At 37.8% G+C, this 12611-nt stretch carries 7 protein-coding genes and 1 riboswitch; all 7 genes read left to right on the forward strand.

The window, feature by feature from the left end:
• The first annotated feature begins 208 nt into the window (after positions 1-208).
• The 7 genes from MOK21_RS20890 to MOK21_RS20920 all read left to right on the forward strand — a co-directional run bounded on the left by MOK21_RS20890 (position 209) and on the right by MOK21_RS20920 (position 12374).
• Positions 209-1222, forward strand: a complete 1014-nt coding sequence (locus MOK21_RS20890; RefSeq protein ID WP_249075877.1) for a YdcF family protein — start codon at positions 209-211, stop codon at positions 1220-1222.
• A 62-nt stretch (positions 1223-1284) separates the two neighbouring features.
• Positions 1285-2571: an SEL1-like repeat protein gene (locus tag MOK21_RS20895; protein ID WP_249075878.1), complete on the forward strand. Its 1287-nt coding sequence runs from the start codon at positions 1285-1287 to the stop codon at positions 2569-2571.
• Between the two features lie 607 nt (positions 2572-3178).
• On the forward strand, positions 3179-4468 hold the full coding sequence (locus tag MOK21_RS20900) for a protoglobin domain-containing protein (protein ID WP_249075879.1): 1290 nt from the start codon (positions 3179-3181) through the stop codon (positions 4466-4468).
• 381 nt (positions 4469-4849) lie between these two features.
• Positions 4850-6238: a protoporphyrinogen oxidase gene (locus MOK21_RS20905; RefSeq protein ID WP_249075880.1), complete on the forward strand. Its 1389-nt coding sequence runs from the start codon at positions 4850-4852 to the stop codon at positions 6236-6238.
• Between the two features lie 116 nt (positions 6239-6354).
• Positions 6355-6454: riboswitch (SAM riboswitch) on the forward strand.
• Between the two features lie 88 nt (positions 6455-6542).
• The gene (locus MOK21_RS20910) at positions 6543-8390 is read left to right on the forward strand and encodes a bifunctional homocysteine S-methyltransferase/methylenetetrahydrofolate reductase (RefSeq protein WP_249075881.1); all 1848 of its coding nucleotides are present in this window, start codon (positions 6543-6545) and stop codon (positions 8388-8390) included.
• A complete protein-coding gene (metH, locus tag MOK21_RS20915) occupies positions 8383-11814 on the forward strand; it encodes a methionine synthase (protein ID WP_249075882.1) in 3432 nt (1143 codons plus the stop codon). Before MOK21_RS20910 ends, metH begins: the two co-directional genes overlap by 8 nt.
• Positions 11815-11873: 59 nt before the next feature.
• The gene (locus tag MOK21_RS20920; RefSeq protein WP_249075883.1) at positions 11874-12374 is read left to right on the forward strand and encodes a GNAT family N-acetyltransferase; all 501 of its coding nucleotides are present in this window, start codon (positions 11874-11876) and stop codon (positions 12372-12374) included.
• Positions 12375-12611: the final 237 nt, after the last annotated feature.

Below are 12611 nucleotides of genomic sequence, written 5' to 3' on the forward strand. Positions count from 1 at the left end.
TCTTAATAGTAATTTTACATGAACCATCTCGAAAAATAAAATAAACGCTGCCATCAATTTAGGTAGATCAATAAATGTGAACAAGTAGTGACAATACTCATAAAAAAGTAGGGTGTGGGTTACGTTGTAGTGGCAGTCGAATGCCGTAGGAAAACGGCAGTATAAACCGATATCAATCCCATGGTATAGAAAAGAAAGGAGTGAAACGATGATTTCAACATTATTACTATTAGTTTCAATTTTTTTATTGTTATATATAACGGAAAAAAGACGTTTTTTCAATGTAGTAGTTCTTGGTCTTATAGGGTTGTTTATTTTAAGTACGATATTTAGTCATCCTATATTTCTCCCGAACGAGCAAGGGATAGTGTCGAAAATGGGGATAGTCATTATACTAGGGAGTTTCCCGAGTATAATGTTTATTTTATCGATTGCTACGTTTTTTAATAGTAAAGTTTTACTTGAAAAAGAAGGGCGTAAAGTTCGTAATCTATTGACGGCTGTTTTTGGCTTGGGCTTTTTTATGATGATGATTGGCTATGTATTTATAATTTTTACGAATATTGAACATCCAATTTGGCATATTCTTTTCTTCTATGCGTTTTTGGTTTTTGGCTATACAATGTTTTTATACACAAGCATAATGGCCTATGCCACTTTATATCATTTTACACCGATTTTTTATGAGCCTAACTACATTATTGTGCTAGGATCAGGATTACTTGGAGATAAGGTGCCACCACTTTTAGCTAGCCGTTTAGATGAGGCAGTAAAGCAATTTCAAAAATATGATGAACGACCTTATATTATTGTTTCAGGTGGACAGGGGCATGATGAAAAAGTATCAGAAGCATATGCCATGAAAAAATATATAGTTGACGAACATCAAATACCAGCTCAAAAAGTATTAATGGAAGATCAATCGACAAATACTGAACAAAATATGGCATTTTCTAAAAAAATAATGGATACGCATGCTCATGGAAAAAAATATCGATCTTTATTTGTAACGAATAATTTTCATGTTTTTCGTGCAAGTATTTATGCCAAAAAGGCGAAGCTTGATGCACAAGGTGTTGGTTCGAAGACGGCCTTTTATTATGTACCTAATGCATTTACGCGTGAATTTATCGGTCTATTAGAAATGTATAAATGGATTCATGTCACTGTATTTTTGTTCATTACATTGTTTATAGGATTAATCTTGAGAGCATATGTGTAACCAATTTAGAACTGTCTTCCATATAATAGTGGAAAGGTAGTAGTGTGCAAGGGGGGAAACGTATGTATGGGCAATTTTTAGCAAAGAAAAATAAAGAGCGAATTGGATCTCTACAAAAGCTCACGCAAACACAAGATACATGGTTTGCGCAAAACATTGATTTGATAACAGTCAAAGAAGTACAATTAGCAGCCTTGCACAAAATATTATATCAAGTTGTGCGAGGACTTTTGAAAAAAAAACAACAACGACATTTACAAATTATACATCCAGAACAGACACAGTCGGTACAGGAGAATGTGCTAACGCTTTTAGCTGAATATGATGATTTACTGCGTGAAGCAATTCCACTCCCTATCTATACTTTCATTTGGCAAATTTCTTCACTGGAGAAGTTAGCTAATTGCGTTGAAGTCGTTGATGATGTACTTGATATATTGGAATGGTATTTTATTTATCAAAATGATCAGGTTGAGGTGTTTGACGAAGAAGATTTAGATCATGAGGTAATCATTGATTTATACAAAGATGCCATCGAGGAACAGGATGCAGATGCACAATTTCAGCTTGGAGAATATTATGGTGCAGTAGATGGAACATATTTTCAACCAGAAAAGTCAGTAAAGTGGTTTGAATTAGCAGCATCACAAGGTAATGCCGATGCTCAATATGCACTTGGTAATTTTTATTTTGAAGGAATAGGTGTTCAAGAAAGCTATAATAGGGCTTTTTCATTGTATGAGGCTGCAGCAAAGCAAGGGCATCCAGATGCTGCAAATAATTTAGCAGATATGTATTTTAACGGCGAGGGAGTACTAGAAAATTTGGTACTTGCGAAGAAGTGGTTCGACTTCGCCGCACAAAAAGGTGTAGCAGAGGCTATGTTTACACTCGGAATTATTTTCGAGCAGGGATTAGGAATCGACAAAGATGAGGAACAAGCATGCAGCTACTATAGAAAATCTGCTGAAGCTGGCTATGTTGAAGCACAATACAGGCTTGGGGGAATCTATTTAGAGGGACGGTTAGGTGAACCTAAAGATGTGAACCGTGGGTTATTATGGTATGAAAGAGCTGCGGAGCAATATCATGTTGATGCCTTTTATGATTTGGGCTTTATTTGGAGCCAGGGGTTAACAGGTATACGAAATATTGAAAAGGGTATTCATTGGTTTAAACAGGCTGCTCTTCAAGGAGATACGGAAGCTAAATTACAATTAGGGCACATATACAATAATGGGGAAGGTATAGCTAGAAATATGAAAGAGGCTATAAAATGGTATGGACTTGCAGCAGATGCGGGAAGTGAGGAGGCTGCAATTTTACTACAAGAATTGAAAGGAATTTAAGTGTTTTTTATTATAAAATTTTAGGTATTTAGATTCTTTTGTCAACTCTCTTGTGTAGGTCTTAGGATTCTGTTTTGGTAAATATAATAGGTTTATATTCCTGTATAAAAACTGATTGTATAATATAAATATAATAAAGTAGTATAACTGTAAACAAAAACCAGGAAAAATAAGCAGAGATGATGTAAAAAAGCTACCCAAAGATATTGTGGTAGCTTTTTTAGTGCTTTAATTAATAAGTAGGATAACAGGGACTTTTTATACATTTTATGGAAAAAAATGTATGCTTGAAAATTGACAGCTATTTATAAAATGTATAATGTATATGAGTGATTTTGAAAGAGTAGGTAGTAGTGATAGCTAATAAAAAGGTAATCATTTTTAGCAGATTGTAGCCCGTAACAGAAATTAGCATCATAAGTAATGGAATAGGAATCTCCCGAAGGCTAATCCCTAAACGTTAGGGACGACATTTATTAAAACATATATTTTATAGCCGGAACGGAACTTAACTCCACGTTATGGTGATGCTTTTTTTATTTTTGGTGGACAGAATTAGATTTTTCTCAGCTTTTCAAAAGTACACGGCATGAAAGAGGGTAAAAGTGTGATTTTTCAAAAACAGAGAAAGACAACGGCGTTAGATTTAAAGCAATACGTTGTTAAAATGGATATAACGAATTACCATTCAATAAAAAAACAAATTGATTTGCTTAAATTGACAAAGCAGGATTTACAATATTTAAAAGCCTTTCAACCTTATGTAGAAGGAGATATTGATAATATTGTTAATCGATTTTATGAAATGATTGGAACTGAACGTAGTTTAGTAGATATTATTAATCAACATAGTTCTGTGGAGAAGCTGAAAATTACATTACGACGTCATATTATTGAAATGTTTAATGGGACGATTGATGATGAATTTTATGAAAGACGAGTTAAAATTGCTAAAGTGCATGTTCATATCGGGCTTAAAACACAATGGTATATTTGCGCCTTTCAAGATTTAACAGCATCATTTATTGACTTAGTTGAAGAACATGTTAATCATCCAATGGATCAGCTCAATACAATTCGAGCCATCTCAAAAATTTCTAATTTTGAGCAACAGTTGGTTTTAGAGGCGTTTGAGCAGACAATTGAGCAACTTCATGAAAAGATGGAACGTAGAAAAGAAGCGATAGAGAAAGAAATTGTAGAGTCATCGGAAGGTCTTGCCGCAATATCTCAGGAAACGAACAATTCATTTCATCGCTTAAGTGGAAGATCAGACGAAATTAAACAATTAGCGAAAAAATCACTTCAAGTGTCGACTATGGCTGAGAGTCAGGCATTAGAAGGTCGTGAACGGTTAAAGAGTCAATCACAAAACATGAGTAATATTATTTATTCGCTTAATGATATAACGGAGAATATTACACAGTTGACAGATATGTCAAAGGAAATGGAATCGATTATGAATGTTGTAACAAATATTGCTAATCAAACGAATTTGTTAGCTTTAAATGCGGCAATAGAAGCGGCTCGTGCTGGAGAAGCGGGTAAAGGCTTTAGTGTTGTTGCAGATGAAGTACGAAAACTATCGATTCAAACAAAGGAGTCTGTCACATCGGTAGCGACGTTACTACATAAAACGAATGAACGGACAGATAAACTTGTTCATTCGCTTAGTAATATTCAAGAAGAGGTAGCCTCTGGTGAGGAAAATATGGTTCAAACCGAAGGACAATTTACTAACATACTGGAAGCTATGACTGAAGCTAAAGATCAAAATGGTCGGATGGAAAAAGAAGTGCAAGCAATAGCAGAAGTACTAAGTGAATTAGGGATCGCCTTTAACGAAGTGAAAAATTCAGCTGGAAAATTAGCTAGCTTTGCACAGAATTTAAATTGATGATGAGAAAAGAACAAAGGCGCTTACACTCTTTAAATACACTATAGCAACTGTTAATATATACTATCCGTTAGGTGATAAAAAACTCTAGCGAATATGTGATTGTAAGTTCAATATAAGTACATGAACATAGAAAAAAGTAGAGGCTGGGACAGAACTCGATTATTTTGAAAAATAGCGAAGATGGGTAATAACTTTTTCACTTCACTGAGTTTAATTTTCCTTCCTAAATCAAAAAAATGTTAGGCCGTTTGTATCTCGGTCTAACATTTTTTCTTTTTGTCCCAGCCTCTATTTTTGCTAAATTTGTAAAGGCTTTAGCGTAATTTTCGGTAAAAAAAGTTTATACTGAATATAGAACTAAAAATAGGGGCGGTTAATATGAAAACAGTTGTTGTATTAGGTGGCGGAATTACGGGATTATGTACGATGCATTATTTACAACGCCAAGCTCAGGAGAAAAACTTAGATGTAAAGCTTGTGCTTGTTGAAAAAAATACATACCTTGGTGGCAAGCTACACTCTGCATATAAACAAGGATTCATCATGGAAACAGGAGCAGATTCTATTGTAGCGCGTCATAAAGGTGTCATGGAGTTAGTAGAGGAACTAAATTTTGAACAAAATCTTGTGTACAACGAAACGGGTATTTCGTATATTTACACAAATAATGAGTTACATCCTATCCCAGCAGACTCAACATTCGGTATTCCTATGAGCTTACAATCTCTTGAGGAAAGCACGCTTGTATCAGAGGAAGGTAAAAAAGAAGCATTGAAGGATTTAACAATGCCAAATGAAGGATTTACCAAGGAAAGTTCTATTGGGGAATTTTTAACGTATTACTTAGGGGAGGAGCTTGTTCAAAACCAAATAGCACCTGTACTGGCAGGTGTATATTCTGGAGATTTAAATCAACTTTCAATTGCTTCCACTTTACCGTATTTAATTGATTACAAAAATGATTACGGCAGTATTATTAAAGGTTTCAATGCAAACAGGGAACAATTTATCAAATCTGCCAATAAGAAATTTATTTCGTTTAAAAATGGTTTATCATCACTAATTGATCGACTTGAAGAAACATTAACGGATGTAGAAATTATAAAAGGAATTGCCACTACTAGTGTTAAAAAGCAGGAGAATCAATACGCTGTTACTTTAGCAAACGGTAAAACGATTGAAGCAAATCATGTTGTTTTGGCCCTTCCAAATGAATCGGTACAAAGTTTATTGCAGGATGCCTCTTTGAACAGTTATTTTGAACAATTTAATACTGCATCCGCAATTACGATTTATTTAGGATTTGATGTGCCTGATAATAGATTACCAGCAGATGGAACAGGCTATATTGTGTCACATAATTCGGATGTTATTTGTAATGCAGCAACGTGGACAAGTCGCAAGTGGAAACACACTTCAGCAGAAGGGAAATTACTTGTACGACTTTTTTATAAGAGCATTAACCCTGAGTATGATAGATTGCGTATGATGACAGATGAAGAGTTAGCAGCAGTTGCTCTAGAGGATGTAAGGAAGAGTCTAGGGATTGAGGAAAAACCAACTGTGGTTGACGTGACAAAATGGATCGACCAGATGCCAAAGTATGATTTGGCGCACCGTGAAGCATTGCAAGGTCTCGTACAAGAGCTTGAGAAAAACTATCCAAATTTATCAATAGCGGGATGCTCTTATTTTGGTGTAGGCATAGGTGCATGTATTCAAAATGGTAAAAAAATTGGTGAGGAACTTGCTGAAAAACTATTGTAATTGTTTAAAAATATATGATTTTTCGTAAAAATTATCCTTTGTTAAGTGAAATAGTCTTGACTCGTTCGTTCGTAAACGATATGATTCTTTTAATTATTTAAAAAATTCATACTACATTCTTATCAAGAGAAGCAGAGGGACTGGCCCTATGAAGCTTCAGCAACCAACTTATTGTCAGGTGCTAAATCCAGAAGACAGCTGTGTCGAAGATGAGAAGGAAAACAATTACGAAACGTTAAAGCCTTCTTTTTTTGTGAAAGAAGGCTTTTTTTATTTTAAAGATAAGGGAAGAGAGGCTGGTTTTATGGGATTGCTTGAAAGGTTGAAAACGCATGTTCTTACAGCAGATGGTGCAATTGGTACAGTTTTATACGGCTATGGCTTGGAGTACTGCCATGAGGAAATGAATGTACAGAGACCGGAATTAATTGAAAAGATTCATAGAGAGTATATAGCAGCTGGTGCCGATATTATTCAAACGAACACTTACGGAGCTAACGCCATAAAATTAGCCCGTTATGGACTTGAATCTCGTGTACAGCAATTTAATGAAGCTGCTATAACGATTGCTAAACGAGCAGCAGCAGATGGAGGACAATTTGTTTTAGGTACTATTGGGGGAATCCGAGGTATTCGAAAGAGTGATGCAACGTTAGAGGAAATTTTAGCAACTGTTGATGAGCAGGCCTCTATCTTACTTGCAGGAAATCCAGACGGCCTTCTACTTGAAACCTATTATGATTTTGAAGAGCTAACAGCGACTTTAACAATGCTACGAGCTAAAACAAAATTACCGATTATTGCTCAAGTTTCAATGCACGAACCAGGAATTTTACAAAATGGAATGAGGTTAAATAACGCCTTACATGAACTTGAAGCGCTAGGTGCTGATATCGTAGGTGTTAACTGTCGCTTAGGTCCTCACCATACTATACAAGCATTTGAAGGTGTAGAGCTTCCTAAGAAGGCATTTTTGTCAGCATATCCGAACGCCTCTCTTCTTGATTTAGAAGATGGTCGTGTCGTATATGAGTCAGAGGCAGATTATTTTGGCCGAGCAGCTGTAGAGCTTCGTGATCAAGGGGTACGTTTAATTGGTGGCTGTTGTGGTACGACACCAAAGCATATTGCGGCAGCGAAAAAGTACATAGAGGAACTATCCCCGATCGAGGAAAAGTATGCAAAGCCAGAAAAAGTAGCGGTTGTACGCGATGCAGAACCAGCAAATTATGAGCCATTACATGTAAAAGTAAAACGTGAACGCTCAGTTATAGTAGAGTTAGATACTCCAAGACATTTAGAGATCGAAGGCTTTATTGCAGGTGCGAAAAAATTATATGAGGCGGGCGCAGATGTCGTCATGATGGCAGATAATTCACTTGCTTCTCCAAGGATTAGTAATATCGCAATGGGAGCCTTGCTGAAAGAGACCCACGGAGTACGCCCGTTAACACATATAACATGTCGAGATCGCAATTTAATTGGTCTTCAATCACATTTGATGGGATTAAATGCATTAGGGATCCATGATATTTTAGCAGTTACCGGAGATCCAACAAAGGTAGGCGATTTCCCAGGGGCAGCTAGCGTTTATGATGTCTCTTCAATGGAGCTTATCCAATTAATAAAACAGTTAAATGAAGGAGTATCGTTCTCAGGGAAACCACTTCGTAAAAAGGCGAATTTCTCTGTAGCGGCTGCCTTTAATCCTAATGTACGGGTACTAGATCGGGCTGTCTCTCGATTAGAAAAGAAAATTGAACACGGGGCAGACTATTTTATTTCACAGCCTGTTTATACAAAGGAAAAAATTGTGGAAATTTATGAGGCGACAAAGCATTTAGAAACACCAATTTATATAGGCATTATGCCAGTAACGAGCTATAAAAGTGCGGAGTTCTTACATCATGAAGTACCAGGCATTAAACTATCTGACGATGCGTTAGCACGTATGAAAGCTTGTGGCGATAATAAGGAACGCGCAACACTAGAAGGAATTGCAATTGCTAAGGAATTAGTAGAAGTAGCAGCGGAATATTTCAATGGTATTTACCTGATCACACCATTTTTGCGCTATGATATGACGCTAGAATTAATGAAATTTATTGAGCAATTGGATGAACAGAAAAAAGGGGTAAGTATAAATGGCTAAGCACATGATTGAAGAGCAACTAGAGCAACGAATATTAATTCTTGATGGCGCAATGGGTACAATGCTACAAAATGAAAATTTATCGGCAGAGGATTTTGGCGGCGAGGAATATGATGGCTGTAATGAAAATCTTGTGCTAACTAGACCAGATGTGCTTGAAAAAGTTCATAGAAAATATTTAGAGGCTGGAGCAGATATTATTTGTACAAATACATTTGGAGGTACACCACTTGTATTAAATGAATATGATCTTGGAGCGAAGGCAGAAGAAATCAATAAACGTGCAGTAGAAATTGCACGTAAAGTAGTAGATGCGTTTTCAACATCTGATTGGCCACGTTTTGTGGCGGGAGCAATGGGGCCAACTACAAAAACCTTATCGGTTACAGGTGGAATTACATTTGATGAGCTAGAGGAAAATTTCTATGTTCAAGCAAAGGCATTAATCGAAGCCGGAGCGGACGTTCTGTTGCTAGAAACTAGTCAGGATATGCTAAATGTTAAAGCAGGAACATTGGGGGTATCTCGTGCTTTTAAGGCAACTGGAAGAGAGCTTCCTGTGATGATATCTGGAACAATTGAACCGATGGGAACGACACTTGCCGGACAAACCATTGATGCTTTTTACATTTCGATCGAGCATATTAAACCATTATCAGTTGGTTTAAACTGTGCAACTGGACCAGAGTTTATGACAGATCATATACGTTCATTAGCAGAGCTTTCAACAGGCTATATTAGCTGTTATCCGAATGCAGGCTTACCGGACGAGGAAGGTTGCTATCATGAGTCGCCTGAATCATTGTCACAAAAGCTAAAAGGCTTTGCAGAAAAGGGCTGGCTAAACATTGTCGGAGGCTGCTGTGGAACAACGCCAGCACATATTGCTGCCATTCGAGAGGTATTAAAGGACGAAAAGCCTCGACAATTACCAGATGCAACACATGGTCATGTAGTATCTGGTATCGAGCCATTGGTGTATGACGATTCTATGCGTCCGTTATTTATTGGAGAACGGACAAATGTTATTGGCTCTCGTAAGTTTAAAAATTTAATTATTGATGGGAAGTTTGAGGAAGCAGCAGAAATTGCACGTGCTCAAGTGAAAAATGGAGCACATGTTATCGATATTTGTTTAGCAAATCCTGACCGTGATGAACTAGAGGATATGCGCGGCTTTATGCAGGAGGTTGTAAAAAAAGTAAAAGTACCTCTCGTTATTGACTCTACAGATGAAAAAGTAATTGAGGAAGCACTTAAGTTTTCTCAAGGGAAGGCCATCATTAATTCGATTAACTTAGAGGATGGTGAGGAGCGCTTTGACGCAGTTTTACCACTAGTGAAAAAATATGGTGCCTCTTTAGTTGTAGGCACGATTGATGAGCAAGGCATGGCAATTGATCGACATCGCAAGCTAGAGATTGCTGAACGTTCCTATAAATTGTTAACAGAAAAGTGGGGTATTGCTCCTGAAGATATTATCTTTGACCCACTAATGTTCCCAGTAGGAACGGGAGATGAGCAGTATATTGGCTCGGCACTTGAAACGGTAGAAGGAATTCGCTTGATTAAAGAAAAAATGCCGCGTACATTAACGGTACTTGGTGTAAGTAATATTTCATTCGGATTACCACCAGTAGGTCGTGAAGTATTGAATGCCGTGTATTTATATCACTGTACACAGGCTGGTTTAGATTATGCAATTGTTAATACGGAGAAGCTAGAACGTTATGCATCTATTCCTGAGGCAGAGATTAAGCTAGCAAATGATTTACTCTTTCATACAAACGATGAAACATTAGCTGTCTTTACAGATTTCTATCGTGATAAAAAGAAGGAAAAAACAGAGGCAGATATTCCGAAAACAGTAGAAGGTCGCCTTGCTTACTATATTTTAGAGGGGACAAAGGAAGGGCTTATTGAGGATTTAGATGCTGCACGTGAAATCTTTGAAGCACCGCTTGATATTATTAATGGACCATTAATGGACGGAATGGCAGAGGTTGGTCGTTTATTTAACGATAATCAGCTGATCGTAGCAGAGGTATTACAATCCGCAGGGGTTATGAAGGCAGCTGTCGCACATTTAGAGCAATTTATGGAGAAAAATGAAGAGAGTGCCGGTAAGGGAAAGATGGTACTGGCTACTGTGAAAGGCGATGTGCATGATATTGGGAAAAACCTTGTCGATATCATTTTAAGTAATAATGGTTATAAGGTGGTCGATCTCGGCATTAAAGTAACACCTGCTCAATTAATAGAAGCGATTCGTAAGGAAAAGCCAGACTTCATCGGACTTTCAGGGTTATTAGTGAAATCAGCACAGCAAATGGTTATTACAGCTCAGGATTTCAAGGAAGCGGGTATTGACGTACCTATTTTAGTAGGAGGAGCGGCGTTGTCTCGTCGCTTTACCGAAACAAAAATCGCTAGCGAATATAATGGACCGGTCATTTATTCAAAGGATGCGATGCAAGGGTTAGAGCAGGTAAATCGATTAATGGGGACAGATACACGTGCAGATTTCTTAGTTGAAATCGAGGAATCTCGCAAAAAACGCTTAGAGGCGGACGAAAAAAGAGCTGCTCGTCCTGTAAAAGAAGTAACTATAAAGCCTGTACGCACAATAAAGGAAGCGTCTGTTTTTCTTCCAGCAGATTTGCGACGCCATGTAAAGAGAGAATATGCTGTTTCTCATTTATATCCATATGTTAATATGCGGACATTACTTGGACATCACCTAGGTTTAAAGGGTCAAGTACAGCAATTGCTTGAGGCTGGTGATGAAAGGGCAACAGAATTGAAAGATTTGGTCGATGAGTATTTACAAAGTGACCTATTGAAGCCATCGGGCGTTTATCAGTTTTTCCCTGCCCAAGCCGATGGGGACGATGTAGTCGTTTATGATCCGGCAGATAGCAAAACAGAAATAGAACGATTTACCTTCCCGCGTCAGCAAGTGGAACCGTTTTTATGTCTTGCAGATTTCCTAAAAACAGTTGAAAGTGGTGAAATGGATTATATTGCCTTAATGGTGGTAACAGCGGGACAAGGGGTTATGGCGAAGGCCCGTCAGCTGAAAGAGGAAGGGAAGTTCCTTGAAAGTCATGCATTACAATCTACAGCTCTTGAGCTTGCGGAAGGCTTTGCGGAACGTATGCACCAAGAAATTCGTGACCAGTGGGGCTTCCCAGATGCAACTGATTTTACAATGCGTGATCGTTTCGCGGCGAAATATCAAGGACAGCGCTTCTCATTCGGCTATCCTGCATGTCCGAACTTAGAGGATCAAGAGAAATTGTTTGGTTTATTACAGCCAGAGGACATTGGCGTACATTTAACGGAAGGCTTTATGATGGAGCCAGAAGCGTCCGTTTCAGCAATTGTCTTTGCCCATCCAGATGCTCGATATTTTAATGTGTAATGCTAGAGAAAAAGTGTATCTTTATGTGAAGAATGGAAATAGTTGGGATGTGTGTACAGATGATTCGATTAATGGAAGAGAAAGATTTACCCTGGGTTTTAGACATCTACAACAATATTATTTTAACGAGCAAAGCCGTTTATCGATATGAGACACAATCATTAGATGAAAAGAGACAATGGTTCAAGGACCAGCAAACTCTCGGTAATCCACTGTTAGTCTTTGATGAAGATGGCATAGTAGCCGGCTTTGCAACATATAGTCAGTTCCGTCCGTATCCAGGCTATAAGCATACAATGGAGCACTCTGTATATGTGCATAAGGACCATTATCAAAAGGGGATAGCTACCCAACTAATGCATGAGCTTATTCGAATTGCTAAAGAGCAAGAGGTGAAAACACTCGTAGCGGGTATTGATGCTGAAAACATCGGGAGCATTAAAGTACATGAAAAACTAGGTTTCGAATATGCGGGTACTATTAAAAATGCAGGCTATAAATTCGGACAATGGCTAGATCTTGTATTTTATCAGCTACAGTTAACTGGACCAAAAGTATAGAAAGTATTCGACATGACATATCTTTTCAGCTTGCTTACCCATACTAATGCTACATTTAGTTGGGGATGGAATATGCGTTGTATAATAGGTTGATTGGAGTGTAGGCTGGGCGACTCCTCGGGGATCAGCGATAGAGGAACGAAGGCTAAAACCATCACGTCCTGTGATAACGCCTTCGTGACCAACATCGTACTGTCGCTGTCGCTGCGTTAACACTACGCTTTCGCGCAAAAAACA

It is taken from the genome of Lysinibacillus sp. BPa_S21, from assembly GCF_023337795.1.
In the GTDB taxonomy this organism is placed as follows: Bacteria; Bacillota; Bacilli; order Bacillales_A; family Planococcaceae; genus Lysinibacillus.

Bases quoted from the DNA above. Each gene is read 5' to 3' on its own strand.
- MOK21_RS20890 (WP_249075877.1), top strand. From the start codon at position 209: ATGATTTCAACATTATTACTATTAGTTTCAATTTTTTTATTGTTATAT.
- MOK21_RS20895 (WP_249075878.1), top strand. From the start codon at position 1,285: ATGTATGGGCAATTTTTAGCAAAGAAAAATAAAGAGCGAATTGGATCT.
- MOK21_RS20905 (WP_249075880.1), top strand. From the start codon at position 4,850: ATGAAAACAGTTGTTGTATTAGGTGGCGGAATTACGGGATTATGTACG.
- MOK21_RS20910 (WP_249075881.1), top strand. From the start codon at position 6,543: ATGGGATTGCTTGAAAGGTTGAAAACGCATGTTCTTACAGCAGATGGT.
- metH (WP_249075882.1), top strand. From the start codon at position 8,383: ATGGCTAAGCACATGATTGAAGAGCAACTAGAGCAACGAATATTAATT.
- MOK21_RS20920 (WP_249075883.1), top strand. From the start codon at position 11,874: ATGATTCGATTAATGGAAGAGAAAGATTTACCCTGGGTTTTAGACATC.